Genomic DNA, 24,487 nt, shown 5'->3' on the forward strand with positions numbered 1-24,487 from the left:
GGGTTCCTTACTATGAAGTCATTAGAAGAGATTTTGCAGTACAATGAGAAATTTGTTGAAGAGAAAAAATATGAAGAGTTTGTAGCGGGGAAATTTCCAAACAAAAAGATGGTAATTATTTCTTGTATGGATACAAGACTTGTTGAACTATTACCGAAAGCGATGAATATGCGTAACGGTGATGTGAAAATTATTAAAGTAGCAGGCGCTGTTATTTCACATCCATTTGGAAGTATTATGCGTAGTATTTTAGTCGCTGTATACGAACTTGGCGCTGATGAAGTTTGTGTAGTTGGTCACCATGATTGTGGTATGGCAAAAATTCAAGCAAGCAGTACGATTGAGAAAATGAAAGAACGCGGTATAACAGAAGACAAATTAGATATGCTTCGTTATTCTGGAATCGATTTAGAACAATTCTTGCGCGGTTTCTCTAGTGTGGAAGAAAGTGTAGAACATAGCGTATCAGTACTTCGCAACCACCCATTACTTCCGGAAGAAGTACCTGTTCACGGTCTTGTTATAGATCCTGATACAGGAAAATTAGATTTAGTTGTAAATGGTTACGACAATTAAGAATTTACTTTGTCATCCTTTTTATCTGGGACAGGATCAAATCCTCCCGGGTGGAAAGGGTGACATTTTAATATACGCTTACAAGTAAGCCAAAAGCCTTTGAATGCACCATGTTTTTGAAACGCCTCTAATCCGTAATGAGAACAAGTCGGATAAAAACGGCATGTTGGTGGTGTCATCGGAGAAATGAATTTTTGATAAAAGCGTATAATCCCAATAAAAATCTGTTTCATAACGGTCTCCTTTTCAGCATATTCTTAAAGTATTATAGCACGACTGTACATAATACTTTACTAATGTGCATTTCCGTTATATCATATTGGATATAACGGAATTAAATTAAAAGCGGGAGAGATGTTGTATGCCATCAGTAGAAAGCTTTGAATTAGATCATACGATTGTAAAGGCACCTTATGTAAGACATTGCGGAGTTCACAATGTAGGTAGTGACGGTATTGTAAATAAATTTGATATTCGTTTCTGCCAACCGAATAAACAAGCAATGAAACCAGATGTTATTCATACGTTAGAACATTTATTAGCATTTAATTTACGTAAATATATTGATCGTTATCCGCACTTTGATATTATCGATATTTCACCGATGGGCTGCCAAACAGGATATTATCTTGTAGTAAGCGGAACACCGACAGTACGAGAAATTATTGATTTATTAGAACTAACATTAAAAGATGCGGTTCAAATTACAGAAATTCCAGCTGCAAATGAAACACAATGTGGTCAAGCGAAGCTTCACGATTTAGAAGGAGCACAACGCTTAATGAACTTCTGGTTAAGCCAAGATAAAGATGAACTTGAGAAAGTGTTTGGATAAAAAGGAAAACTGCCTGTGAAAGGGCAGTTTTTTTATTGTGCTAAGAGCGACCATACTCTTCTTTTTTATGAAAATATATTAGATACTCCAACATATAAAACAAAGGCAGAACCGAGAAAATAAACAAATGCTTTTGCTTTTTCCTGTTTCTTCATTTCATCAATTCCAAAAAGGATAAACATAATACTTAAAAGGATAAACACGTAAGGTAAAAGAATAGTGAAGTTTGCAAAGAAGCTAAATAGGGCGAGAGAAAGAGCGATAGTGGCGATTATAATTCGAATGTTTTTTAACATGGAATCCCCCTTAGTAGAAAGACATAGTTACTGAGAGAAAATAATTATAAATGCTAAATTGGTCAAAATTTCATTCTACATGTAGTGAAAGTAGTTCGATATTAAGAAGAAGAATATAAGACCAGAAACGAAAAAATACGGGATACTCATTGATTTTCGTCCGGATTTTAATTCATTAATTCCTAGAAGAATAAAGGAACAACTGAGAATAAATTGTAAGTATGGAAGAAGTGAAAAATTATCGGTAACATGGACATAAGTGCTTAGAGTGAGTAAGAGAAGCATGAGAAATGCTAAAAAAATCCGTAATATAGTTAGAGTTAGCATTGTATAGCCTCCTTTAGACCATTTACTAGAATATCTCTGTGAAACCAATAAATAAAGCAGCGGCCCCTGCTAGTAGAGCGAGCAGACTACCTCCTGTTTGTCGTTTTAATATTTCCTCTAAACTTATGGTGAGGGCCATACCTCCTAAAAAGATGAACATATAAGGCATTATTTCTCTACTACCAGTAAAAAATCCATAGATTGCTATAGATAAGGCAATAAGTGATAAAGTAATCCGCCCCCCTTTTAGCATAAAAGACCTCCTCTATTTTATGTAGGTAATAATGAGAACTATCCAAATGAAAGCACCGGCAATAATACAAATAAGTCCAGTTGCTAATTCCTTTTTCTTTATTTGTTCAAATGCGATGAGAAACATTAAAGCCCCTAATAGAAATTATGAAAGAGGTAAAAATTTATTTTGACCTGTATATGATCCAATTGCCGACATAACGATCACAGTGAGGGCTACTATGATGCGGAGTATACGAAGCATATTATGAATCCTCCTTATTCTTTTTTGTATAAGGATTATCTTCTAGTTTATCGACGGAATGTTTATAAGCATAGCCTTTATTAATTGTCATGATGGAGAGTACGAGGATGATTAGGACGATGATAATACCGATAATTAATATTTTGAACATAAAACCCCTCCTTTTCTTTATTTTACATAATTTTGTAATTGATGAAAACAATAGAAATTAAAAGGATGAAAGAAGGGTGTTACATGGAGACGAAAAAAACATATTATATATCAATAGGAAACGGTCAAATTTCACAAGTGAAGACGGCGGATACTTATAATTTTGAGATTTCCGCAAATGATGAGGAAATTACGGAATTAAGAGAGCACTTCGATCAAGCATATGTAGAAGATTTAGGGTCATTTGTACGCTCCCACGTTCCATTTGTTGAGTATCATCACGATTCAAATAATGACCGATATGATGAACAACTACAAAAAGCATATAAAATGATTTATGATTTAGGAAATCATGAGACGAAAGAATTAGTCGCGCAAATGGGAATAATCAATGGATTGTAATTGGATAATATTATGCAGAAAAGCGAGAATATGCTACAATTTGTGGTAGGAAAAACTTGTAACCATCAATAGGGGAGTAATGGCATGTACAAATTTAAAGATTATTACCACAACACTGTACAATTATCGTTTGAACGTTATCCATTTTCTCCTGAGCCAAAGCATGTTTGGGTTGTATGCCGGTACGGGGATCAATGGTTATTAACGCATCATTTACGTCGCGGTCTTGAATTTCCAGGTGGTAAAGTAGAACTAGGGGAAACACCGGAAGAAGCGGCAGTTCGAGAGGTTCATGAAGAAACCGGCGGCATAGTTTCTGATTTAACTTACTTAGGACAATACAAAGTATCTGGAAAAGACAAAATAATCATTAAAAACATTTATTTTGCAACAATTAGTGCGGTAGAAGAACATACGCATTACGAAGAAACGAAAGGGTCTGTTTTATTAAAAGACATTCCTGACAACATTAAAACGAATAGAAAATTTAGCTTTATAATGCGCGATGACGTATTAGCGCGTACGATGAAACATATAGAAGAAATCGGCTGTTTTACGAAGTAAAGTAGCCGGTTTCTTTTTTTGTATGTAAGAATAAATGTAAATATATCTTTACATTATTTTGGGTATATTATACAATTTTGTAAAGATATATTTACATTTTAGGAGGGGGAAGATGGATAAAAGAAAAGAAACGACTGTTACTGTTTCGATGGTTAAATTAAACTTTTCTTTATTTTTTATAATAATTGCTTTGTCGTTTGGAATTGGTTATTTGCATATATTTCTTTCAGGTGGGGTTCAAGTCGAAGTTACATTATTAACGATGTTTCTTTTTATTATCGCAATGATTGTTCTCGTTTGTATTCATGAAGCGATACATTTAATTGGCTTTCGCTATATCGGAGGTGTTCCGTGGAGTGAACTAAAATGGGGCGTTAATTGGAAATTAGGTGTTGCATATGCTCATTCTAAACAGGCGGTTACAGTAAAGCAAATGAAGAAAGTGTTAATGCTTCCGTTTTTACCAACTGGAATTTTGCCAATTGTATTGGGATTAGCTATGAATCTGGAGCCACTCTCATTTTTAGGAATTCTACTAACAGCAGGGTGTATCGGCGACATTGCCGTATATCAAAAAGTTTCAAAGTTTCCAGATGATGCGCTAGTAAAAGATCATCCGAGTAAACCACAGTTTACAGTGTATGAATAATAAGAGGAGGCGTTTTTGAAAAACGCCTCCTCTTATTATTGTTACTTTTGGTTGGTGAATTGATATATTGTGAAAATCGCTGATATAATTTATTTGTTATTATTGTGTTGATACCTCCACCTCTAAAAACGAAAGCACCTCCAACAAATCATCTACGATACGTGAATGCTTAAAATCACCCCAAAACGAATCTTTTTTCCAAACACCAAGAATCCCTACTTGTTCAGAACCAAGCACATCGTTTTCTGGATGATCTCCAACATAAAGACATTCTTCTGCCTTAACATCTAGTCTTTGCAAAGCACGTTCGAAAATTTCAGGGTGAGGTTTTTTTATTCCTTCAGCTTCTGAAACGAGAATGGTGTTTGTATACGTATGTATATGTAGTGCTCGAAGGTTGCTCATCTGAAATTCAGTAAAACCATTTGTGATAATACCAATTTTAATGTTTCGCTGTTTTAACTGTTGAAGTAGTTCATGCGTGTTTTTGAAAGGAATACAATGATGTTGGAAGTTTGTAATATAGTCGTGTAGTAGTTGCTCTTGCGTTAAAGTAGTAATGTTGTATTCGGAAAGGAGAGTAGCATATACTTTATCCTTCCACGTATAGCCATTATTATCGAGTTCAAGAAATCGAGAACAATACTCTGATTTCTCTATGCTCTTCAAATGTGAGGCGAAGCGATTATATTGCTCACAAATAAATTGTTCTAAAGATTGGCGCCGATCTAATAGTGTTCCATCTAAGTCGAATAGGATTGCACGAATCATGGGAAGCCTCCTTGCAGTTTTTATAATTAATTATCGCATATTCGCAAAAAAATGATTATGATATTTTGTAGAATGGAATAATGGGGGATTGTATGAAGAAACTGTATGGCAAGTTAGTGTGTTGTATTATAGCAAGCGGTTTAGTTGCAGGATGCGATAGTGCTATCGAGGTTACAAAAGAAAAAGAAATTTGTAAAACAGAAGAAGAGTGCACGCAAATAGGAGATAAAACATTACAAAAAGTATATAAAAAGATAGAGGGACTTTCAGAACTTGAAAAAGTAGAGGATTATGACATAGAAGAGTATGAAAGTATGAATATGAAAGAGGCGGAACAGAAAAAAGAAGAGGATGACAATTACTTCTTTTTAGCTTCTTATTATATCGATGATGATGAAATTGTAGATCCTTATTTTGAGAAATTGGATCGTAAGAGATTGAATAAAGTTTTTGCAGATGACGAAGTAGCAAAAGATGATTTGTTAAGTCAGCGACAAGATAGAGAGTATCATGAAACCTTATGGGACATGTATCGCACTCTCGTCCCAGTGAAATATCGTGAGAATATAACAGGATTTGGTCTAATAACGGATGGTTATGATGGCGTTGTTGCCCATGTCATGCCAAGTATAGATGACCCGAGAGATTGGGTGCTTAGTTTAGACGTGCTGGATTCTGGGGTGAATATAGATGAAGTGATGAAAACATTAATTCATGAAACGGCTCACGTATTAACGATTGGACATAAACAAGTACCAGTGGATAGAAAGTATTTAGAGGCGTTTGATGAAGAGAAAGACATTTCATCATATCGAAATAAATGTAAAACGGTGTTCTTGAAAAATGGATGTGCGAGAAAAACTTCGTATATTAACCAATTTTATAATGAATTTTGGAAACCAATTGAGCAAGAGTGGACAGAAAAGAAAGTAGAAGAAAGTGAAGAGGCACAAATTGAATTTTATAAAGAAAAGCATGATGATTTTGTATCGCTATATGGAACAACAAATGTAACGGAAGATATCGCAGATACATTTACAGCGTTCATTTTACAAGATTCAAAAAAAGTGAAAGAAGGAACAGAGTTAAAATATAAGAAAATTGCTTTCTTCTATCAGTTCCCTGAGCTTGTAAAAATGAGAGCGGAAGTGCTGTCAGGATTATATGATGTTTCGAAAACGATAGAACAACAAAGTGGAGACTAATGTGAGTTATGCTTTCGATATAGTTTCGTTAAAGAAAAGCGTGAAGAATTTTTAATTCTTTGCGTTTTTTCTTATGTTGATAAAATTGAAAATTCTGTATTTTTATCAAAAAGAAGAAGGAACTGGAGGCACAAAAGAGAATTAGTATAAAAATGTCACAATTTAGACACAATTATAATGCGCGTGTTGTAGGGACTATAAGTTTACTCTCGAGGAGGTAATGAAACGTATGAAAACGATTCTTGCTGTTGCTGGTCTCATTTGGGTAATGTCTCACGGTTTTCCGATTTTTGAAGGGGAGCAAATTCGTAGTGCTTTGAATGAAAAGTTTAATGATTATCATGTGATAGATCGAAAAGATAATGTCGTTACAGTACGTGTGAAAGACTGTTTCCATACAGTTACGGTTGCGGATGGAAACATTACAAATGAAACGAAAATGTGTGATAAAAGGTAAAAGAAAGAAGCTGACTATAGCGCACTGTTTTGAGTCAGCTTCTTTTTCTTTTTCCAATTAGAATTTTTTCAAATGCCTCAACAAATACATACATAAGAGTTGCAAGAACACATGTGAGTAGTACGCTAAGTAAGACGAGTGTGAAGTTAAAGACTTGGAATCCGTAGCTAATTAAGTAGCCAAGTCCTTGTTTGGAAACGAGAAGTTCTCCGAAAATAACACCAACCCAGGATAAACCAACATTTACTTTTAACGTTGAGATAATTGCTGGAAAGGATGCAGGGAGAACGACTTGCTTATAACATTGCCATTTATTTGCGCCAAATGTGTCCATCACTTTTATATAGTTAGAATCGACTTCTTGAAATGCACTGTAAATAACGAGAATGGTAATGATGATGGAAATGATTACTCCCATTGCGATAGAAGATGAAATGTTTGGACCGAAAATAACGATGATGATTGGACCGAGTGCAACTTTTGGCATTGCATTTAGGACGACGAGGTAAGGATCAAGTACGCGGGCTAGAAGTGGCATCCACCAAAGGAACGTGGCAATAATAGCACCGAGTACCGTTCCGAGAATGAAGCCTACTCCTGTTTCCAGCAATGTCGTCCATATGTGGACCCAAAGTGAACCGTCGATCCATTTCGTTAAGAAGAGATCCCAAATACTCGAAGGAGAGCTAAAGAGTAAAGGATCAATCCATTCTTTTTTGCTAGCTATTTCCCATAGTGCAAAGAAAAGAATAAGTAGTAAAAGTTGTAGCGAGCGAGCAATCCAAGCGCGTCTGCGTTCGTTCTTTCGAAATTGTTCATGTAGTTGTTTTATATTATCCAAGTCGTTCCAGCTCCTTCCATATATCTTGAAAGAGGGCTGGGAAATCGTAGTGATGGCGTGCTTCTAACGGTGATAAAGAACGGATACTTTCCGGGACGATAAAGGTTTTTGCGATTTTTCCGGGATTCGCTTGCAGTAAATAAATACGATCACTCATCGCGATCGCTTCTTCAATATCGTGAGTAACAAGTAGTGATGTTTTCTTATATTTATTTAGTAAGTTGAAAACGAGTTCTTCTAGTTTTAACTTCGTTTGATAATCGAGTGCGGAGAATGGTTCATCTAGTAATAAAATTTTCGGATCAGTCGCTAATGTTCGAACGAGAGCGGCACGTTGACGCATACCGCCGGATAGTTCACGAGGATATTGTTCTTCTACACCATGAAGACCGACTTGTTTTAAAAGATTTAAAGTATGTTCTTTCATTTGTTCATCATAAATCTTTCGAATATGAAGTCCAAGCATAATATTTTCTTCAATCGTTTTCCAAGGGAATAAGTAATCTTGTTGCAACATATATCCCATAGATGATGTTTTCGTTGTAATCGGTTCACCATCTAAAAAGACGATACCGTCAATTGGATCAAGTAGTCCAGCAATGATTGAGAGGAGCGTTGTTTTACCGCAACCACTTGGACCGAGTATAGAAATAAATTCGCCTTCTTCCACTTGTAAGCTCATATCTTCAAGAATAAGTTTGGCATTCTCTTTTGCAAAAAAGCAGTGAGAAACGTTACGTATTTGTAAAAAACTCATACACTTCGCCTCTATTTCTTAATAACGCTTTCGGCAATTTTTGTATTGACGAGCGCTTCATGTGGGACTTCTTTTTGTAATTCACCAGCGTCTTTCATAATCGTTTGGAGCTGTTTCCATTCTTCCGCATCTAGTAGTGGATTTGTCGCATAAGAATGTTGCTTTTTATACCGTTCAATTACTTTTACTGTAATGTCTTTTGAAGTGTCTTTAAATAGCGGGGAAACAGCATCAGCAATCTCTTCTGGACTATGTGTATCAACCCATTGCTGTGCTTTATAGAGCGCACGTGTGAACTTTTCAGCAGCAGCTTTATCTTTCTTTAAGAAACTTTCTTTTGCCATGAATGTTGTATAAGGAACAGTACCAGATTCATTTCCGAATGAAGCGACGATATAACCTTTACCTTCTTTTTCGAATATGCTTGCAGTCGGTTCAAAGAGCTGGACAAACTCTCCTGTACCAGATGCAAAGGCATTTGCAATATTAGCAAATTCGATATTTTGAATTAAGTTCGTATCTTTACGAGGATCAATGCCATTTTTCTTTAAAACGTATTCCCCAACCATTTGCGGCATGCCGCCTTTACGCTGTCCTAAAAATGTAACACCTTTTACGTCATTCCAATTAAAAGAGTCTAGTTTTTTACGTGAAACTAAAAATGTCCCATCTGTTTGTGTAAGCTGTGCAAAGTTAATGACAGGGTCTTTCGCTCCTTGTTGATGAACGTAAATAGACGTTTCAGAACCGACGAGAGCAATATCAATTCCGCCAGATAATAGGGCGGTCATCGTTTTATCGCCACCAGCTGTTGTTTGTAGGTCAATATTTAGTCCTTCATCTTTAAAAAATCCTTTTTCAATCCCAACATATAATGGGGCATAGAAGAGAGAATGGGTAACTTCGCCGACGCGAATGTTTTGAGTTTGTTCTTTCGTACCTTCTTTTTTACTACTACAAGCAGCAAAAGTAAAAACAGCTAGTAATATGATGCAAAAAATCGCGATTAATTTTTTCACTATATAACACCTCCCAGAAGTCACTCTACAAGCATGATATGTAGGTAAGTGCCCATATGTGAGTGTAGATAGCAGGAATTTTTTTGGAGGTAAAGAAGTACAAATATAAGGGGTGATAAAATGGAGTACGAATACGATGATAGCGTACATTTACATCTTGATTATTTCGGGACAGAATGTGATATGGAATCGATTGCTTATAAGAGGAAGAATGAAGACGTATGGGATGTGTATTTTAATTTTGGAGTATACGGTATTCAGAAAGACGATGTAGAGTTAGGTAGGTTTATGGATGAATATGCCGGTTATTACGTTTTTTCTGTACATGCTCGCGACCTTAGTTGGGAATTTGGAAGTGCCCAGTTTGAAGAGTGGGTTTTGAAAAATCGGATAGTAGAAAAAACGCTACAAAAATAGGAGGAATTTTGTGATTGGATTTCTCATCTTATTATTTATTTTTGTGGCCGGATTTTTTATTATGCAAATGCTTATTTACCGATTTGTAAAGAAAAACATCCATAAATATACAAAAATAAAATGGTTTCATATGTGGCTACATATGAATATGAAAAAAAAGGCCCGAGATTAGATTTTTTTGATTTTGTAGTTACAGTACTCGTATGTATCGTATGGAAAATATGGCTGCTTCCTTTTATATAATACACATGCTAATCATCTTCTCTTTTATCATAAAATAACGAAAAGAACCTGTCTTGTGGCGGGTTCTTTTCGTTATAGTAATAGTTGTAAAAAACTTGCATTTATACATAAAACAGTGAGTGGTGTTGTGAAAAATATTTTGACAAATACAGAAACACATACATACGGAATTAAAGTGTAATTACAGAATGGACAAATTGGCCGTGTGTAAAGTGTGGGGAATAAGAAAGAGGTCGTCCAACGGTGGACGACCTCTTTCTTATTATGCTTGGTTAGTGCGGAAGAATGGAAGTTTCTGCACAATGTGAATTAATCCGTATGCAAGAATTAAGCACATAAGAGGATTAATGAAAAATCCATAGCGATTAATTGCTAAGAATAAGTTTGAGAAGATAATGTAAATAATAGAACTTGCTACTAGCATCATAACGCGTTTATGTTTAAATGAATTTAGCATGAAGCAGAAGCTGCTCAAGAATGTACCGATGATAAACACTCTATGACATAGTTGCATAAAGTTGTGAATACGGTATTGGTCTACAGCAGGAGCTGTTTTGAATAATTCAATTGTTTTACCGACAGTGAACCAAGAGAACCAATAAGTGAAGTCCGTCTTAAATCCGTTCTTGATTAATTCTTTTGCGTATGCACCTTTGTCATCTAAGCCTTTAGCTCTCATTTCATTTACTATATTTTCATATCCAATTTTATTAAATGGATCTGCACCGGCAATTAGTGGATCTGCACCTTGGGTTGAGAATAAAATAAATTGGTTGAGTGCTAAGTAGTTACGAACAACCCATGCGCCAATAATAAAGAAAGGTCCGATAAACCATAACAATCCGATTCGAATGGAGTCTTTAAATCCATATGTAAATAACACAACAAGAACAGGAATGAGCATCATTGGAGCTGGATTTGGACGGAACATAAGTAAAATTGAAACGACAATTCCAAACCATATATGGAATTTCACTTTATTGTATTTCCATGCGAGAACAAATACATATACACATAACGCCAATAAGAATATGGATGGAACTTCTGTTAGCAATGTACGGAAGTATGTATAGTTACTTGGATAAATAGCATATAAAATACTTGCAACAATTCCATAAATGTTTTTTTCGAACAATTCTTTTCCTATTAAGAATACTAATAGCACTGTGCAAAGGTTCATGATCATGTTAATAACAGTTGCTACGTAATAGTAAGGAATTGATGTAATATCAGAAATAATCATAGCGCCAGCTAATAGTAATGGCTGACCTGGTGTAATATATGCATTTTTTCCTGGAACTTCACTAGGTTCTAAATACACATAACCAAATACACCATGTTTTAATAGTTGTTCAGCTGTTAACGAATAGTTAAAGGCATCATTTGCACCATATGTTACTTTGACTAACTCTCCATCTAATCCTGGCTGTTTTACTAAACAAAAAACGTGCAACAGGAAAGAAAGCGCCAAAATTACATATACCGCTTTAGGCAAACTCTTAAACTTAGTAAGCAAAAATGAGCAACTCCTTTTTTATTAATTCTTTCGTATTTTTATGTGAAATCTTTAATAGTATTAAGGATTTCCAAAACATAGTTATTATATCATAAAGTGGAATGCTGAAATTAAGTTTTTCAAGAATGAGTAATTTGTATGCCACAATTTAACTGTTGATTAAGGGAATATTAAGACAATACATTTATGATAGAAACAAGTATGCAGACGAAATATGTAATATATGTTATTTTAATAGAAATAGTTCTTTCGATGCGGGGGAAATTAAGACATAGAAACGAGGGAATGAATTGAAGTATGGTTCTACACTTTTTCATCTTCCAAAAAGAAATATATTAATTTCTAGCATTATAAGTAGTATGGTGACTTTATTAGTAATAACTATGCTGTTTATGATTTTAAAGGTTTTCAATTTAGACATGATGAAAGATCATTTAAATCAAAAGCTTGTTTTAAGTGTTATGATGATTTTCGTATGGGGCATAACGTTTTATATTACGCATTTCAATAAAAAAGAGATGTCTATACTTAGAGCATCCCTACGAGTGCATTTTATATTATTTTTGCTAGCTCATACAGTAGCGTTATTTTATATTGTCATGCAAGTTAATATGAGTTTCATAGAGGCAATGAATTGGATTTACTTTTATAATATGCAGTTTATATTAAGTTTTGTAGTAATTTATGCAATATATATTCTTGTATATAATTTAATAGGTAAGGTTTTTCTAAGTATGGTTTTAACGAGCTGTACGTTAGTCATTTTATGTATTGTGAATTATTTAAAGCTTATTTTCAGAGGTGATCCGTTATATCCTTCTGATTTCACACAAATTACGCATATGCAATCTGTTATACCGATGGTGATGGACTATTTTAGTTGGAGTTATATTTTTGTCATTATCGTAAGTATCGTAGCTTGTATTGTAGCAGGGATATATATGAGAAGGTATATTCAAAATGTAAAGATTCATCTAGGAATAAGAGCCTTATTAGTAGTAGGATCTATTTTTGTTCTATATGCGTATGGTAATTTTGCGAATACATTTATGAATAAAGTATTTCAAAAATCAGGTGTAGATTTTGTTTTGTGGAATCAAAATGAGAACTATGCTTCAAATGGTTTTGTACTTGGGTTTATTAGCAATTTAGATACAACAGTTATGGAAAAACCAAAAAATTATTCTAAAGAAAATATGCTTCAAATAGCAAACGATATAAAAAAACAATATAGTGGAAATATAGGGAGCCAAAATAAAAAAGAGAAACCGAATATTATTTTTGTAATGAGTGAATCGTTTTGGGATCCGACGAAAGTAACTAACCTTTCTTTTAGTGAAGATCCTGTACCAAATTTACATCATTATATAGAAAACTTTCCTGGTGGACAAACTATTTCTCCTACATTTGGGGGGAATACGGCGAACGTTGAATTTGAGGCATTAACAAGTTATTCAATGAGTTTGTTAAAGCCAGGTTCTATACCATATCAGCAGGTTATTACAAATAAGAAAGAAATTCCATCAATTCCTACAGCGTTGAAAAAAGAAGGTTATTATACAAGTGCAATTCATTCATTTGGTCGCACATTCTTTAAACGTGATGATGTATATAAGGTGTTAGGGTTTGATAAGTTTAATGCAGAGGACACGATGGAAAATGTGGATATTGATGGAGATTATATTAGTGATTTAGCGATGAGTAAAGAGATAATTGCTGAGTTAGAGAAACAAAAACAACCTACATTTATTCATGCAGTTACGATGCAAAATCATTTTCCATTTACAGAGGGCCGATTTGGTGAAAACATAATCGAAATTAGCGGTCTAGAAAATGAAGAATCAAAGGGAGAATTAGAGACGTATACAGAAGGATTAAGACGTTCAGATGAGGCTCTTCAATATTTAATAGAGCAACTAGATAATTTTGATAGACCTACATTATTAGTATTCTTTGGAGATCATCTTCCATCATTAGGAACAAATAAATCTTTTTATAAAGAAAATGGGTATATAACGAATGAAAAAACACCGAATGAACGTTTAGCCATGGCGCAAACACCGCTATTAATGTATGCAAACTTTGATATGCCAAATGATAATTTAGGTTTAGTAAGCCCAATTCATTTTTCTAATCTTATTTTTGATTATGCAGGATTAAATAAATCCTTATTTTATCAATTTTTATCGGAACTTTACAAGGAAATACCAGTGCTTAGAGATGAATTAAAAGTTGATAAAAATGGAGAAGTAATCAATGATTTAACAAAGAAACAAAAAGAAATGTTAGAGCAATATAAAATGCTTCAATATGATTTACTCGTTGGAAATCAATATAGTAAAGATATCCTCTTTAAATAAAAGAAACAAAAAGAACTTGTATAACGATACAAGTTCTTTTTTCATAGTATTTAACGGGGTAACCAGACAAGCTGGGTTTAGGGAGTATTACTTGTACATTTAGTATATATGAAAATGTAATCGTTTTATTTGTGTATTTGTGAGAAATATGTGAATTTTATGTTTTGTGAAAAATCGATTGTATTAACTTTCGTTCTTGTATTGCAGTTGTTATGCATGTAAAAATTTTATCAGTTCTTTATTTAATTCATCCGCTTGATCGATTGGTGAACCATGACCACTATTTGTAAGAGCATGTAACTGAGAATTTTTAATTCGTTGCTGCGTAAGCTCAGCACTTTTGTAAGGAATTAGTTGGTCGTGAACGCCGTGGAAGATTTTTGTTGGGACGTTAATTTTATTTAAATCTTTCGTTACATCTTCATTTGCAGCTGCTTGTAAAATTTTTATAAGGGCATAAGAAGCGGACTGCATACCGAGATAAGAAAACCATTCAAGGGTTGCAGCCCCTAAGTTTCTATTAAAAAAGGATAAAGATACATCATTTAAAAATTTTGGTAAATTAGCATACATTTGATTAATGAGAGCATCTGCTTGTTCTTTCGGTACACCGTAAGGGGACTCTTGATTTTTAACGAAAGAGGGGGAGACAGCGTCAATTAATGCGAGCTTAGAAATGCGGCGCCCATTATAGCGAGACATATAGCGAATAGAAAGAGCACCACCAACTGAGAAACCGACTAATGTAGCGTTCTCTACTTGAAGTGCTTCCAGAACAATTGCGATATCATCCGCTAATCGATCATACGTGTAACCAGTCCATGGCTTATCAGATTGTCCATTCCCTCGTATATCCATGGCGATACAGCGAAAGCCATGCTCTGGTAAAACATTGAGTTGATATTGGTACATTTGATGATTTAAAGGCCATCCGTGAACGAAGAAAACAGTCTTACTACCTGGCCCAGGATTAATGTCTTGCACAAAAATATGCACATCTTTCTCGACAGTAACAAACATAAATTTCCCCCTATTTTATGAATATGCTCTATCCCAAAAGCGTTGTTTTGTCATAGCTTTAATAAATTCATTTGCTAGCCTTGTAGGGTCTTGTTCTATTAAAATACCAGGCTTTCCTTCGATATTTAAAGATTGAATAATAGAAGAGCCGTTTTGGAAGGAGCCAATCGGCTTAAAGTGATTATATGATTCTACGACAAATGAACTTACTTTGTTAAGAAAATGATCATCCATCATAAAGGAGTGGTGAGCTTGTTAAGAAAATATCATTTACTTCCCACTGTCCATTTGGCGTTCCCTGCACTATGCCTAAGCGTTCGGAAACGATCACAGGCAGTTAAAGAGTTTTCATTGTTTGAAATTTTAACACCTGTATTTGTTGTCATTTCCTTTCCTTCGTTTTCACGCGTAAAAGATTGGAGTTGTTCGGTCTTTTTATTTTTTTTGCCATCCATAAAAAACACCTCCCATAATATACGTATTAATGATCATAGATTTTATGCTCTGTATATAGTCTAAATATATTGCGTTTTTGGTACGATTTTCCTCAAATGTTCGATTTATCTTTGTTTGTCTATGAAAATCATTTATTATAATAAATGGTATTCTTCGAGATATTATTTTGAAGGGGTGTTGAAGTGAAAGAAAGTTTTCTATCATATAAAGAAGAAGAAAGAAATGCAAAAATCCTTTTATGGGTGTTATATGTCATTGTTATTGTATATCAAATTTTCTATGCAATCGTATTAGAAGATAAATCAATAATGGATAAGGGATATAATATAATATGGCAAGTTATTTGCGGAGTAGCAATACTGTGCGTGAATATATATTTAATGAAAAAAGAGAAGGCAAACCTTGTTAAATATGCATGGATATTTGCATACATAGGGATAGAACTCGCTAATATATTTTCGTATGTTTTTTATAATAAGGCGGCGTTTGATGCGACAAATATAATAGAAATTATTCTCATTTTCTTTGTACCTATATTTTTAAATAAAAAATTCTATGTGTTTTTACTTTCCTCTATTGTAGGAAAATATTTAATTTATTTATTTGTATTAGAGGAAGTAAAAGCATTTATGTTCCTTATTATGTATACACTTATGTTAATAGCTGCATATATCATTTTAAACAGATTTTTACAATATCTTTCAGCTGTAAAGGAAAGTATTGCGATTGCTAGTGAATCACAGAAATTAGCAGTAATCGGAAAAATGGCAGCGACGGTTGGACATGAAATTAAAAATCCACTTGCTTCATTAAAAGGATTTACGCAATTACAACGAGAGAAGCATGAAGAGGATCCTATTTATAAACGTATGATTTTTGAAATAGAAAATATGAATAATATGATAAGTGAGTTAATGGAAGTTGCTACATGCAAACCTTCTATTTATAAGAAACATGATGTAGGAAAAATTGTATTACAAGTAATAACAAGTCTTCGTGAAAAAATAGATGAATTAAACATTCAGTTTATTTCTAATGTGGAAGAAAAAACAATAGAAGTTGAATGTGATGAACGAAAAATAAGAGGAGTCTTTGTATATACGATAAAAAATGCTTTAGAGGCAATGGGACAAGGTGGCATATTACATTTACAATTAGAAAATAAAGGGAAAGAATATGTAATGATCAGTGTGATCGATAATGGTCATGGTATTAAGCAAGAAAACTTACCCCGTGTCACAGAGGCCTTTTATACAACGAAACAAGATAAAATTGGTCTGGGACTGACGGTAGCGAATCGAATTGTCGCCGAGCACCTTGGTGAGTTGCATATTTCAAGTGAAAAAGATATTGGAACGAGAATAGACATCATTCTCCCAAGGAAGTGTGGAAATACTGAAATCCAAGTGGAAGAAAAGCTAGGAGTTACCATATGAATAAAGGCTATATATTTAAAAATGAAGAAATAAAGGCGCTGAAAGCATTTTTAAGTTTATTTTTTATTATATTTTTCGTATATGATCTTGCCTATGAATTTATCGTACCGTTAATCGGTGGAGAGCAAGAAGGTGTAGGAGAGTTTGAAGATGGTTTAGGTTTATGGCTTTACTTTTTGATGGTGGTATTGTTTTGCATTGGAATATACTTTATGAAATGGAAGAATGCTTTTGCGGTAAAGTATATTATTCTAATTGGCTATAATGTATTAGATTGTATCCATAACATTATGATTTATTATGGTAGCGATGCAGAATTTGACGGTGGAAATATAGTAGAAGGATTTTTTATTTTGTTTGCACCAATCTTTGTGAATAAAAGATATTTCTGGTTAGTTCCAGCGATACTTATCGGAAAGTATGCTCTTACAGGAATCATTATTCAATCTTCTCTCGTTTTAATCCCAATGGCATTATATAGCGTATTTACTATCATATGTTGGATTATATTTTTAAGGGTTCAGTCTTACGTTCGTACGCTTGAGATGATGGACAAAGAAATAAAACAGACAGAAAAACTAGCAGCTGTTGGAAAGATGGCAACGGTTATTGGTTATAAGATTAGAAGACCTTTAGCAAACTTAAAAAAACTTGTGAATAAACAAGCAGACAAGCATCCAGAGGATAAAATTTATAGTGATATTATGAAACAAGAAGTAGATCGGATTCATATAATTGCTACAGAACTTAGTGGATTTGAGAAATCTAAATCACTAGAATCAGAAACTCATAACATACAAGAAATTATTTCTTATGTTATTCGAGTTATGGAAAAGCCAGCTTTAAAACAAGGAGTCTACATACAAGGTATTTACAGTAAAGACTTACCATCAATTATATGTGATGAAAAACGATTAAAACAGGTCTTTTTTAATTTAATCAAAAATGCAATTGAAGCAATGTCAGTTGGCGGAACAATTACGATTAAAGTTACTGTAAAAGATGGAATCATCGTTCAAGTGAAAGATGAGGGATGCGGCATTCCGAAAGATAAAATTCCAAAGTTAAATGAAGCCTTTTATACAACGAAAGAAACAGGAACTGGTCTAGGTTTAGTAGTTACAGAAAAAATTATTAAAGACCACAACGGTAAAATGAGTTTTGAAAGTGAAGTTGGGGTTGGAACGACGGTTGAAGTTATGTTACCACTGCATTAACTACAAAAAACATCACTTATTTGGAAGTGATGTTTTTGTGTTCTTCTTAGGTAGACGTTCTAAAAAAGAGGACGATAACGAAAAATAATATATTGATAGGGTAAAAAGAAAATAATGGATGTTTTACTATGAAAAATATATAATGGCTTTGTCTGTTATTTGTTGTAGTTCATTTATATTTCTATTTGTTGACCCGAATTTCGGGTCTTTTTTTATGAAATGAATTGCTATATATCAGTAATTAGAAAAATAGAATATACAGCACTTGCAGCATGAATATAAAGAGCGGTTGTATCCTCCCCAAAAAATAGGTTTCCAGCTGTAATACTGGTAGCACCAGTAAAGTCGGTGCTATCAGTAGGTTCGTTTTTCGGCACAACGAAAGTATTTACGTAGGTACATGTGTTTTCTCATTTATCTATCTTTCTGTGGTCGATTGTATTGTGTATATAAATTTAAAAAATGATAGTGTTAGAGCCACCATTTTTCCTGAGGAAGCAAAATAACATCCACATCAAAATTCTCTTTAAACCAACCATACATCAATGTCTCTTTCACTAAATATTCAGAGGCAGAGTGTGACACACCAATTAGAGACATATTCGTTTCTTTTACATAATCCATAATGAGCGAGTATTTATGTCTGCCGTAATCATTGTCGATATGGCAATGGATTTCTCCTGTAATATATGCTTCAGCACCTTTTTCTTCTGCTTCCTTCATCAAAGATACAACATCGCCACATCCAGCGATAATTGCGATTTTTTTGATGGAATCATGTCGTTTACCTTCGAAGTCTGTGTAAGGAATCTGGAAGAGTTGTTTTAGATGTTTTTGGAGTGCTTCTGTTGATGTTTCATCTATTTCACAAATAAGGCCAACTGGTTCTTGTTCTGGACCTCCATATGCAAAGTCGTCCACTACAGTAGCGTTTAATGCTTTTGCAATTGAAATACTCGTTCCATGTGTTTGATGAAAATCCATTGGTACGTGACATGTATATATAGAAAGTTGTTTTTCTTTTATTCCTTGCAAATATTTTTCAGGAATTGGTAAGAAACCGCGGCCTGATCTTCCAAGCGGATCACCGCACTCCATTACAAGGGGATGGTGCATAAAGAGTAAATCACCGGGTGTGGATTGTGAAATGAATGTTTCAAGAACGTCATCTGTAGGGAATACAGCTAAAAATACTTTGTTTACATTTTCAGATCCGTGCATCATAAGGCCGTTAAATAAATCTACAAAATTTGCTTCGAAAAATTGTTGCCAAGGAAATTTGATAGGATCATATACGGCTGGGATAAATCGACTAAAGGCACTATCTTTTCCGTATTTTTCAATTTGGAATAAGTGATCGAGTGATTGCTCTATTTTTTTTAAGGCTGGCATGTTTGATAATCCTCCTTAAGATGATTCTTGCTTTATGAGTTGTTTGTATTCTTCATAGCAAAATAAGAAGCGGATAGGAAACAAATAAAACCTAGAATCCAGCTAATAGAAGGAGAATAGGGAAGTACATGCTGTAATAGCATTCCGCTAGAAATGAAGAAACTACTAAATACACCTAATAACATGGGATATCGTTGTAGTTTGAACACAGATAGTAAGCATCCTTTCTCCTGCATGAACTACTCATAAAAGCTCGATTGCTGAAACTTTATCACATACATTGTATATTAGTCTTAATTTTCTGTATATAACTTTTAAGAAAAATGGTGATACAATATATGAATGATAAGAGAAGAGAGGATGAAGATTAACATATGTACGTTACTGTAACAGAAGCAGCATATAAAAAGATTATGGATACGATTCCAAGTGAAGCGAAATATATAAAGTTATTTTATGATAATGAAGGTTGCGGTTGTGTTATGAGCGGAATCATCGATTTAGTAGCTGTAGCAGAGAAAGATGAGCGCGATGTGGATATTGAATCAAGCACAATGAACTTTATCGCTGATCGTACAAAGCTTGTATTTATGGACGATAAGTTAACGGTTGATTGGCATGAAGGTGGAGGAACTTTTCAGTTGAAGAGCCCAAGCCAGTTTTATAATCCAAATATGAAATTACACGTTCGAGTATAGTAAAGGTGAGTCCAAAATGTATTTTGGACTCACTTTTTTTATTTTATAAGTCGCTATTATTGTCGATAAGTCGATATATTGAAAAAATGGCTGATATAAATGGAGTTGCGCTGATATATTTGGGAAATCGCCGATATAATTTCATTTACCAAAACGTTTCATATAATAAAAAGATTTTTTCACATAATGAAATGTACATGTGATTGAATTTTCTGTATAATCTTCTTTGCGGAGGGGATACGCATGAGAAGATGGGGAATTGAGTTATTAATTTTAAGTGTTGTTATTATTTGGGGGATTAACTATACAATTGCGAAGTATGGACTTTTAGAATTTACAGCAATTGAGTTTACTGCACTTCGTATGATGGCGGCGGCACCGCTTCTGTTACTCCTTACCTTTTGTATTGAAAAGTCGGTTTATATGGAGCGAAAGGATATACCTAGATTAATTATCGTTAGCGTTGTAGGTATTGTACTGTATCAAACGTTATTTATGGAAACTGTCAAATATACATCCGCTACAAATGCCTCTTTACTCATTTCTATTTCACCTATTTTTACAACTGCATTTGCGATTTTCTTGAAACAAGAAAAGTTTTCTTCTCGAAAGTTAATCGGTTCTATGACTGCCTTTGTTGGTGCAGCATTAGTTTTAGTAGCAGGACATTCACTTACTAGTTCTTTTTATGGAAATGGAATTGGACTTATTACATCAATATGCTGGGGGCTTTATCCTGTTTTAGCAGGACCATTAATTAAAAAATATTCAGCTTTACGTGTTACTGCATGGTCTGCATTAGTGGGTGCAATTCCGCTATTATTGTTAAGTGGTCCGCATGTGTTTGTCATGCCATTTCACATTACTCGCGGAATGACACTATTTGCTTTACTATATTCTATTTTCTTTGTAACAGTATTCGGTTTAGTAATGTGGTATGTTGGAGTTCAAAAAATTGGGGCGTCACATACGATGGTATATATGTATATAACGCCGCTTGTAGCGGTTCTATTTGCAGCTGTCTGGGCAAATGAATATGTATCGTTTCAACAAATCATCGGTGGAATTATCATTTTTGTCGGTCTATGGTTTGTGAAATCGGAGAAAGTAAAAGTTCATTCTATTGCAGGGGAACCTATATCAAAATAGGAAAACAGATCACCTATGATCTGCTTTCCTATTTTTTTATTTTTGGTAAGAAGATGAGAAATAAGATAGCAGTAATAAGTGGAATTAAGTTTAAAAATGGAATACGGAAGAGTGTAATAAGAATAATACCTGGAAGAAGAACACCGAGGACAGCGTAAAAAATGCTATGATTTTTCGTGTACCAATACAATGAAAGTCCAATAAGTGCAGGGATAATGAGGTGAATGAGAGCCATTAAAAAATAAATCATTAGACGCCCCCTTTATTTGTGTGCTTATTACATCATATCCGTATGTTCATAGATTGATATCATTTTTTTCATAAATGGACGAAAAAAGTTTGAAAAACCGTCACAAAATATGAGAATATGATGTTTGAAATCTTGTATAATATTATTTTCTAAAAACATTTAAACAACATAAACATACTGTTTATGTTGTTTTTAATTTGAATGAAATGAATGTAAGGAATATGAATTTGAAAGAAATTTTTTGTTGGATAGATAAGAACGAATGAAGAGAGGTACAGCATGATTAGTATGTCACTAAGATCATTTAAAATCCAATCGTATTATATACTAGGTATTTTGTTACTAGGTTGGATGTTAACACCGTTTTCAGCACACTTTTTAGGCGCTGGAATTGGGCTTATTGTAAGTATGTATTGCGTTTGGCTTTTAGGCAGAAGAATTGAGAAGCTTGGAGATAGTATTGTAAAGAAGACGAAAGCACCGACACTCGGTATGTTTAACCGTTTTGCAGCTGCCATTTTGGGTGCTATTATTATGTACGAAATTGAGCACCACATGGTTATGTGGGCGTTTGCAGTAGGGATTATGGGTGGGTATTTCTTAATCGTTGTGAATTTAGGTTACTATAGCATGAAAGATGAGAAAGAACTAACAAAGAGCTAAAAAGATAAAAGACTTCTTTTTAGATGGAATAGATGATCCAGTCACGAATAGAAGCGGTCAGGGCCTTTTTTAGCCCCATACGATGTGAAACCCGAGAGATGTAGTGAGTAGGGATATAATGTATATATTCGAAGCTGTAATTTTATAATCTAGGTCACAGATGAAGAGATTAGCGTTTCACTTTATATAAGATATAGAAAGAAGCTTACGTTTTCACGTAAGCTTCTTTTTTATGTAAGTGTGTGTAACCGTTAAGCCGCATTGGGTTTTGTCGGTGAGTACGCGAAACTTTACGGTTACACGACACTTATTCATATGAGTAAAGGGTTATTCCAACAGAAAGTTTTAATTTAAGCGATTGGACCGCCTAAGTTAATAATGTCTTCAGATACGCTGTCGAATTTTTTGAAGTTAGCTTTGAATTCATTTGCAAGTTCGATTGCTTTTGCTTTGTAAGCAGCTTTATCAGCCCAAGTTTGTTCAGGCATTAACACTTCGTCAGGTACACCTGGTACGTGAAGTGGAACTTCAAGACCGAAGATATCATGTTTAGCTGTTTCAGTTTTCGCAAGTTCACCGTTTAATGCAGCTTGAATCATTGCACGAGTGTAACCTAAGTTCATACGTTTACCAACGCCGTATTCGCCACCAGTCCAGCCAGTGTTTACTAAGAATACTTTCGCATCGTGTTTCTCGATTTTTTCACCAAGCATTTCAGCGTAGCGAGATGCATCAAGTGGTAAGAATGGTGAACCGAAGCAAGTTGAGAATGTAGCTTGCGGAGAAGTAACGCCGCGCTCTGTTCCTGCTAGTTTACTAGTGTAACCACTTAAGAAATGATACATAGCTTGCTCTTTTGATAACTTACTGATTGGAGGCAATACGCCAGATGCATCAGCAGTTAAGAAAATAATTGTATTTGGGTGTCCAGCAACACTTGGCAGTACGATATTGTCGATCGCATGCATAGGGTATGCAGCACGAGTATTTTCTGTTAAAGTAGTATCGTTGTAGTCGGCGATACGTGTTTGGTCATTAATGATAACGTTTTCTAAAACAGATCCAAATGTGATTGCATCGAAAATTTGTGGTTCTTTCTCGTGAGAAAGGTTTACACATTTCGCGTAGCAACCGCCTTCAATATTGAATACACCGTTATCAGACCAACCGTGCTCATCATCACCGATTAATTTACGGTTTGGATCAGCAGATAATGTTGTTTTACCTGTTCCAGATAAACCGAAGAATAGTGCTACGTCGCCTTCTTCACCTACGTTTGCAGAGCAATGCATAGAAAGAATATCTTGTTCAGGTAGTAAGAAGTTCATAATAGAGAAGATTGATTTTTTCATTTCTCCAGCGTATTCTGTACCACCAATTAGTACAATACGTTTTTCGAATGAAACCATAATGAATGCTTCAGAGTTTGTACCGTCAACAGCTGGATCAGCTTTGAAGTTCGGTGCAGAAACAATTGTGAACCCTGACTCATGAGTTGTTAATTCTTCTTCAGTTGGACGAATGAATAATTGATGTACAAATAAATTGTGCCATGCATATTCATTAATAACTTGAATTGGTAGGCGGTAATTGCGGTCAGCGCCTGCAAATCCTTTGAAGACGAATAACTCTTCTTTTTCTTTTAAGTATTCTAAAACTTTAGTATATAATTTATTAAAATGTTCTTCAGAAATCGGTTGGTTCACAGCTCCCCAAGCAATTTTGTCAGCAACCGATGCTTCTTTCACAATAAATTTATCTTTAGGAGAACGTCCTGTATATTTTCCAGTTGAAGCAGAAACGGCACCAGTCGAAGTTAATTTCCCTTCATTTCGCATTAATACTTTTTCCACTAATTGCGGAACACTTAGTTGAATCTGTGCATTGCTTCCGTTCAATAATTCGTGTAAACCAATTTGGACATTCACAGTACTCATATTTATATACCATCCTTTTCATTTAATGAAATATTTCTCGTAATCCCCAACAAGAGTATAACACAATTATATAAATAATGTATACTATTTATTTCTTTTTGTTTGTGTGAATGCATTATTTCCCTATTAATATTTCATTTCAGGCGTATTGAGAAAAACTTTCAGGAAAATGTGAATATTAATTGACAAATGAATATCATTTCTTTAGTATAGGTTGGGACGGATACTCTCTTATCCCGAGCTGGCGGAGGGACAGGCCCGATGAAGCCCAGCAACCTCACTTGTATTGATAAATGCAGGTGAATAGGTGCTAAAACCTGTGCGAGGCTACAGGTCTCGAACGATAAGAGCGAAGGGCAAAAAGCAGTATGCAAGTAGCAAATTAAAC

28 protein-coding genes, 4 pseudogenes and 1 riboswitch are annotated in these 24,487 nt (G+C 34.4%); of the genes and pseudogenes, 16 read left to right on the plus strand and 16 right to left on the minus strand.

Features of this window, described 5'->3' with window-relative positions:
* Window positions 1-12: 12 nt before the first annotated feature.
* On the plus strand, window positions 13-576 hold the full coding sequence (locus tag ACZDYH_RS25220) for a beta-class carbonic anhydrase (RefSeq protein WP_071722150.1): 564 nt from the start codon (window positions 13-15) through the stop codon (window positions 574-576).
* Here the strand turns inward: ACZDYH_RS25220 and yidD are convergent.
* A complete protein-coding gene (yidD, locus tag ACZDYH_RS25225) occupies window positions 573-809 on the minus strand; it encodes a membrane protein insertion efficiency factor YidD (RefSeq protein WP_000809330.1) in 237 nt (78 codons plus the stop codon). The genes ACZDYH_RS25220 and yidD overlap by 4 nt on opposite strands.
* 128 nt (window positions 810-937) lie before the next feature.
* Here yidD and luxS point away from each other — a divergent pair, with 128 nt between their 5' ends.
* Window positions 938-1,411, plus strand: coding sequence for an S-ribosylhomocysteine lyase LuxS (gene luxS / locus ACZDYH_RS25230; protein ID WP_001141371.1), 474 nt, complete (start codon window positions 938-940; stop codon window positions 1,409-1,411).
* 65 nt (window positions 1,412-1,476) lie between these two features.
* Here luxS and ACZDYH_RS25235 read toward each other — a convergent pair whose 3' ends face one another.
* The 4 genes and pseudogenes from ACZDYH_RS25235 to ytzI all read right to left on the minus strand — a co-directional run bounded on the left by ACZDYH_RS25235 (window position 1,477) and on the right by ytzI (window position 2,681).
* Window positions 1,477-1,707, minus strand: coding sequence for a YczI family protein (locus ACZDYH_RS25235; RefSeq protein ID WP_000916678.1), 231 nt, complete (start codon window positions 1,705-1,707; stop codon window positions 1,477-1,479).
* Window positions 1,708-2,059: 352 nt separating this feature from the next.
* Window positions 2,060-2,287, minus strand: a complete 228-nt coding sequence (locus ACZDYH_RS25240) for a DUF3953 domain-containing protein (RefSeq protein WP_000911652.1) — start codon at window positions 2,285-2,287, stop codon at window positions 2,060-2,062.
* 12 nt (window positions 2,288-2,299) lie between these two features.
* Window positions 2,300-2,530: pseudogene (locus ACZDYH_RS25245) on the minus strand (DUF3953 domain-containing protein).
* 1 nt (window position 2,531) lies between these two features.
* The gene (gene ytzI, locus ACZDYH_RS25250) at window positions 2,532-2,681 is read right to left on the minus strand and encodes a YtzI protein (RefSeq protein WP_000472790.1); all 150 of its coding nucleotides are present in this window, start codon (window positions 2,679-2,681) and stop codon (window positions 2,532-2,534) included.
* A gap of 83 nt (window positions 2,682-2,764) precedes the next feature.
* Between ytzI and ACZDYH_RS25255 the strand changes: the two genes are divergently transcribed.
* The 3 genes from ACZDYH_RS25255 to ACZDYH_RS25265 all read left to right on the plus strand — a co-directional run bounded on the left by ACZDYH_RS25255 (window position 2,765) and on the right by ACZDYH_RS25265 (window position 4,295).
* A complete protein-coding gene (locus ACZDYH_RS25255; RefSeq protein ID WP_000448409.1) occupies window positions 2,765-3,082 on the plus strand; it encodes a hypothetical protein in 318 nt (105 codons plus the stop codon).
* 84 nt (window positions 3,083-3,166) lie between these two features.
* Window positions 3,167-3,646 (plus strand): antimutator 8-oxo-(dGTP/GTP)ase, encoded by a 480-nt coding sequence (gene mutTA / locus ACZDYH_RS25260; RefSeq protein ID WP_000276385.1) that lies wholly within the window; start codon window positions 3,167-3,169, stop codon window positions 3,644-3,646.
* Window positions 3,647-3,758: 112 nt separating this feature from the next.
* Window positions 3,759-4,295: a DUF3267 domain-containing protein gene (locus ACZDYH_RS25265; protein WP_000361288.1), complete on the plus strand. Its 537-nt coding sequence runs from the start codon at window positions 3,759-3,761 to the stop codon at window positions 4,293-4,295.
* A gap of 99 nt (window positions 4,296-4,394) precedes the next feature.
* Here ACZDYH_RS25265 and ACZDYH_RS25270 read toward each other — a convergent pair whose 3' ends face one another.
* Window positions 4,395-5,066, minus strand: a complete 672-nt coding sequence (locus tag ACZDYH_RS25270; protein WP_000617250.1) for an HAD family hydrolase — start codon at window positions 5,064-5,066, stop codon at window positions 4,395-4,397.
* A 92-nt stretch (window positions 5,067-5,158) separates the two neighbouring features.
* On the opposite strand from ACZDYH_RS25270, the gene ACZDYH_RS25275 reads away from it, so the two are divergent.
* Together ACZDYH_RS25275 and ACZDYH_RS25280 are read left to right on the plus strand one after the other, a co-directional pair.
* Window positions 5,159-6,271 (plus strand): hypothetical protein, encoded by a 1,113-nt coding sequence (locus tag ACZDYH_RS25275; protein WP_000737819.1) that lies wholly within the window; start codon window positions 5,159-5,161, stop codon window positions 6,269-6,271.
* 229 nt (window positions 6,272-6,500) lie between these two features.
* Window positions 6,501-6,728: a hypothetical protein gene (locus ACZDYH_RS25280; RefSeq protein WP_000849112.1), complete on the plus strand. Its 228-nt coding sequence runs from the start codon at window positions 6,501-6,503 to the stop codon at window positions 6,726-6,728.
* 34 nt (window positions 6,729-6,762) lie between these two features.
* On the opposite strand, the gene ACZDYH_RS25285 is transcribed toward ACZDYH_RS25280, so the two are convergent.
* Genes ACZDYH_RS25285 through ACZDYH_RS25295 form a run of 3 tightly spaced genes read right to left on the minus strand, consistent with a single transcriptional unit; the run spans window position 6,763 to window position 9,345 of the window.
* On the minus strand, window positions 6,763-7,569 hold the full coding sequence (locus ACZDYH_RS25285; protein ID WP_000368798.1) for an ABC transporter permease: 807 nt from the start codon (window positions 7,567-7,569) through the stop codon (window positions 6,763-6,765).
* Window positions 7,562-8,326 carry an ABC transporter ATP-binding protein gene (locus ACZDYH_RS25290; RefSeq protein WP_000009022.1) on the minus strand — a complete coding sequence of 255 codons (765 nt, stop codon included), beginning with the start codon at window positions 8,324-8,326 and terminating at the stop codon, window positions 7,562-7,564. The genes ACZDYH_RS25285 and ACZDYH_RS25290 overlap by 8 nt, the downstream gene beginning before the upstream one ends.
* Window positions 8,327-8,337: 11 nt before the next feature.
* Window positions 8,338-9,345: an ABC transporter substrate-binding protein gene (locus tag ACZDYH_RS25295; RefSeq protein WP_025710002.1), complete on the minus strand. Its 1,008-nt coding sequence runs from the start codon at window positions 9,343-9,345 to the stop codon at window positions 8,338-8,340.
* A 120-nt stretch (window positions 9,346-9,465) separates the two neighbouring features.
* Here ACZDYH_RS25295 and ACZDYH_RS25300 point away from each other — a divergent pair, with 120 nt between their 5' ends.
* The 3 genes and pseudogenes from ACZDYH_RS25300 to ACZDYH_RS25310 form a co-directional block, all read left to right on the plus strand.
* A complete protein-coding gene (locus ACZDYH_RS25300) occupies window positions 9,466-9,762 on the plus strand; it encodes a DUF3986 family protein (RefSeq protein WP_000455580.1) in 297 nt (98 codons plus the stop codon).
* A gap of 10 nt (window positions 9,763-9,772) precedes the next feature.
* Window positions 9,773-10,005: pseudogene (locus tag ACZDYH_RS25305) on the plus strand (hypothetical protein).
* Between the two features lie 109 nt (window positions 10,006-10,114).
* A pseudogene (locus tag ACZDYH_RS25310) lies at window positions 10,115-10,186 on the plus strand (DUF2196 domain-containing protein); the annotation flags it as partial.
* An 81-nt stretch (window positions 10,187-10,267) separates the two neighbouring features.
* Here ACZDYH_RS25310 and ACZDYH_RS25315 read toward each other — a convergent pair.
* The gene (locus ACZDYH_RS25315; protein WP_000956221.1) at window positions 10,268-11,521 is read right to left on the minus strand and encodes a glycosyltransferase family 39 protein; all 1,254 of its coding nucleotides are present in this window, start codon (window positions 11,519-11,521) and stop codon (window positions 10,268-10,270) included.
* A gap of 290 nt (window positions 11,522-11,811) precedes the next feature.
* Here ACZDYH_RS25315 and ACZDYH_RS25320 point away from each other — a divergent pair, with 290 nt between their 5' ends.
* Window positions 11,812-13,881, plus strand: a complete 2,070-nt coding sequence (locus ACZDYH_RS25320; protein WP_434712980.1) for an LTA synthase family protein — start codon at window positions 11,812-11,814, stop codon at window positions 13,879-13,881.
* A 210-nt stretch (window positions 13,882-14,091) separates the two neighbouring features.
* Here the strand turns inward: ACZDYH_RS25320 and ACZDYH_RS25325 are convergent, their stop codons facing one another.
* The 3 genes and pseudogenes from ACZDYH_RS25325 to ACZDYH_RS25335 all read right to left on the minus strand — a co-directional run bounded on the left by ACZDYH_RS25325 (window position 14,092) and on the right by ACZDYH_RS25335 (window position 15,356).
* A complete protein-coding gene (locus ACZDYH_RS25325) occupies window positions 14,092-14,901 on the minus strand; it encodes an alpha/beta fold hydrolase (protein ID WP_000498260.1) in 810 nt (269 codons plus the stop codon).
* A 15-nt stretch (window positions 14,902-14,916) separates the two neighbouring features.
* Window positions 14,917-15,235 (minus strand): annotated as a pseudogene (locus ACZDYH_RS25330) (type 1 glutamine amidotransferase family protein); the annotation flags it as partial.
* Window positions 15,168-15,356, minus strand: coding sequence for a catalase (locus ACZDYH_RS25335; protein WP_434712978.1), 189 nt, complete (start codon window positions 15,354-15,356; stop codon window positions 15,168-15,170). The pseudogene ACZDYH_RS25330 and the gene ACZDYH_RS25335, both read right to left, overlap by 68 nt.
* Before the next feature lie 183 nt (window positions 15,357-15,539).
* Between ACZDYH_RS25335 and ACZDYH_RS25340 the strand changes: the two genes are divergently transcribed.
* Complete coding sequence (locus ACZDYH_RS25340; protein WP_025710006.1) at window positions 15,540-16,793, plus strand: ATP-binding protein; 1,254 nt, start codon at window positions 15,540-15,542, stop codon at window positions 16,791-16,793.
* Complete coding sequence (locus ACZDYH_RS25345) at window positions 16,790-18,010, plus strand: ATP-binding protein (RefSeq protein WP_001032627.1); 1,221 nt, start codon at window positions 16,790-16,792, stop codon at window positions 18,008-18,010. Before ACZDYH_RS25340 ends, ACZDYH_RS25345 begins: the two co-directional genes overlap by 4 nt.
* A gap of 471 nt (window positions 18,011-18,481) precedes the next feature.
* On the opposite strand, the gene ACZDYH_RS25350 is transcribed toward ACZDYH_RS25345, so the two are convergent.
* Entirely contained in the window at window positions 18,482-19,402 is a 921-nt protein-coding gene (locus ACZDYH_RS25350) for a Nif3-like dinuclear metal center hexameric protein (RefSeq protein ID WP_166694792.1), read from the minus strand.
* Window positions 19,403-19,776: 374 nt separating this feature from the next.
* On the opposite strand from ACZDYH_RS25350, the gene ACZDYH_RS25355 reads away from it, so the two are divergent.
* Together ACZDYH_RS25355 and ACZDYH_RS25360 are read left to right on the plus strand one after the other, a co-directional pair.
* Complete coding sequence (locus tag ACZDYH_RS25355) at window positions 19,777-20,100, plus strand: iron-sulfur cluster biosynthesis family protein (protein WP_000289570.1); 324 nt, start codon at window positions 19,777-19,779, stop codon at window positions 20,098-20,100.
* A gap of 243 nt (window positions 20,101-20,343) precedes the next feature.
* A complete protein-coding gene (locus ACZDYH_RS25360) occupies window positions 20,344-21,249 on the plus strand; it encodes a DMT family transporter (RefSeq protein WP_434712973.1) in 906 nt (301 codons plus the stop codon).
* Between the two features lie 28 nt (window positions 21,250-21,277).
* Here the strand turns inward: ACZDYH_RS25360 and ACZDYH_RS25365 are convergent, their stop codons facing one another.
* Window positions 21,278-21,499 (minus strand): hypothetical protein, encoded by a 222-nt coding sequence (locus tag ACZDYH_RS25365; RefSeq protein ID WP_000639042.1) that lies wholly within the window; start codon window positions 21,497-21,499, stop codon window positions 21,278-21,280.
* Between the two features lie 279 nt (window positions 21,500-21,778).
* Between ACZDYH_RS25365 and ACZDYH_RS25370 the strand changes: the two genes are divergently transcribed.
* The gene (locus tag ACZDYH_RS25370; protein WP_000624926.1) at window positions 21,779-22,162 is read left to right on the plus strand and encodes an ATP synthase subunit I; all 384 of its coding nucleotides are present in this window, start codon (window positions 21,779-21,781) and stop codon (window positions 22,160-22,162) included.
* Window positions 22,163-22,512: 350 nt separating this feature from the next.
* On the opposite strand, the gene pckA is transcribed toward ACZDYH_RS25370, so the two are convergent.
* Complete coding sequence (pckA, locus tag ACZDYH_RS25375) at window positions 22,513-24,099, minus strand: phosphoenolpyruvate carboxykinase (ATP) (protein ID WP_000108815.1); 1,587 nt, start codon at window positions 24,097-24,099, stop codon at window positions 22,513-22,515.
* Window positions 24,100-24,327: 228 nt separating this feature from the next.
* A riboswitch (SAM riboswitch) is annotated at window positions 24,328-24,449 on the plus strand.
* Window positions 24,450-24,487: the final 38 nt, after the last annotated feature.

Source organism: Bacillus sp. EB V-12, assembly GCF_056158125.1.

Coding starts and splice junctions, on each gene's coding strand:
- ACZDYH_RS25220 (WP_071722150.1), top strand. CDS start 13: ATGAAGTCATTAGAAGAGATTTTGCAGTACAATGAGAAATTTGTTGAA.
- yidD (WP_000809330.1), bottom strand. CDS start 809: ATGAAACAGATTTTTATTGGGATTATACGCTTTTATCAAAAATTCATT.
- luxS (WP_001141371.1), top strand. CDS start 938: ATGCCATCAGTAGAAAGCTTTGAATTAGATCATACGATTGTAAAGGCA.
- ACZDYH_RS25235 (WP_000916678.1), bottom strand. CDS start 1,707: ATGTTAAAAAACATTCGAATTATAATCGCCACTATCGCTCTTTCTCTC.
- ACZDYH_RS25240 (WP_000911652.1), bottom strand. CDS start 2,287: ATGCTAAAAGGGGGGCGGATTACTTTATCACTTATTGCCTTATCTATA.
- ytzI (WP_000472790.1), bottom strand. CDS start 2,681: ATGTTCAAAATATTAATTATCGGTATTATCATCGTCCTAATCATCCTC.
- ACZDYH_RS25255 (WP_000448409.1), top strand. CDS start 2,765: ATGGAGACGAAAAAAACATATTATATATCAATAGGAAACGGTCAAATT.
- mutTA (WP_000276385.1), top strand. CDS start 3,167: ATGTACAAATTTAAAGATTATTACCACAACACTGTACAATTATCGTTT.
- ACZDYH_RS25265 (WP_000361288.1), top strand. CDS start 3,759: ATGGATAAAAGAAAAGAAACGACTGTTACTGTTTCGATGGTTAAATTA.
- ACZDYH_RS25270 (WP_000617250.1), bottom strand. CDS start 5,066: ATGATTCGTGCAATCCTATTCGACTTAGATGGAACACTATTAGATCGG.
- ACZDYH_RS25275 (WP_000737819.1), top strand. CDS start 5,159: ATGAAGAAACTGTATGGCAAGTTAGTGTGTTGTATTATAGCAAGCGGT.
- ACZDYH_RS25280 (WP_000849112.1), top strand. CDS start 6,501: ATGAAAACGATTCTTGCTGTTGCTGGTCTCATTTGGGTAATGTCTCAC.
- ACZDYH_RS25290 (WP_000009022.1), bottom strand. CDS start 8,326: ATGAGTTTTTTACAAATACGTAACGTTTCTCACTGCTTTTTTGCAAAA.
- ACZDYH_RS25300 (WP_000455580.1), top strand. CDS start 9,466: ATGGAGTACGAATACGATGATAGCGTACATTTACATCTTGATTATTTC.
- ACZDYH_RS25325 (WP_000498260.1), bottom strand. CDS start 14,901: ATGTTTGTTACTGTCGAGAAAGATGTGCATATTTTTGTGCAAGACATT.
- ACZDYH_RS25335 (WP_434712978.1), bottom strand. CDS start 15,356: ATGGATGGCAAAAAAAATAAAAAGACCGAACAACTCCAATCTTTTACG.
- ACZDYH_RS25345 (WP_001032627.1), top strand. CDS start 16,790: ATGAATAAAGGCTATATATTTAAAAATGAAGAAATAAAGGCGCTGAAA.
- ACZDYH_RS25350 (WP_166694792.1), bottom strand. CDS start 19,402: ATGCCAGCCTTAAAAAAAATAGAGCAATCACTCGATCACTTATTCCAA.
- ACZDYH_RS25355 (WP_000289570.1), top strand. CDS start 19,777: ATGTACGTTACTGTAACAGAAGCAGCATATAAAAAGATTATGGATACG.
- ACZDYH_RS25360 (WP_434712973.1), top strand. CDS start 20,344: ATGAGAAGATGGGGAATTGAGTTATTAATTTTAAGTGTTGTTATTATT.
- ACZDYH_RS25365 (WP_000639042.1), bottom strand. CDS start 21,499: ATGATTTATTTTTTAATGGCTCTCATTCACCTCATTATCCCTGCACTT.
- ACZDYH_RS25370 (WP_000624926.1), top strand. CDS start 21,779: ATGATTAGTATGTCACTAAGATCATTTAAAATCCAATCGTATTATATA.
- pckA (WP_000108815.1), bottom strand. CDS start 24,099: ATGAGTACTGTGAATGTCCAAATTGGTTTACACGAATTATTGAACGGA.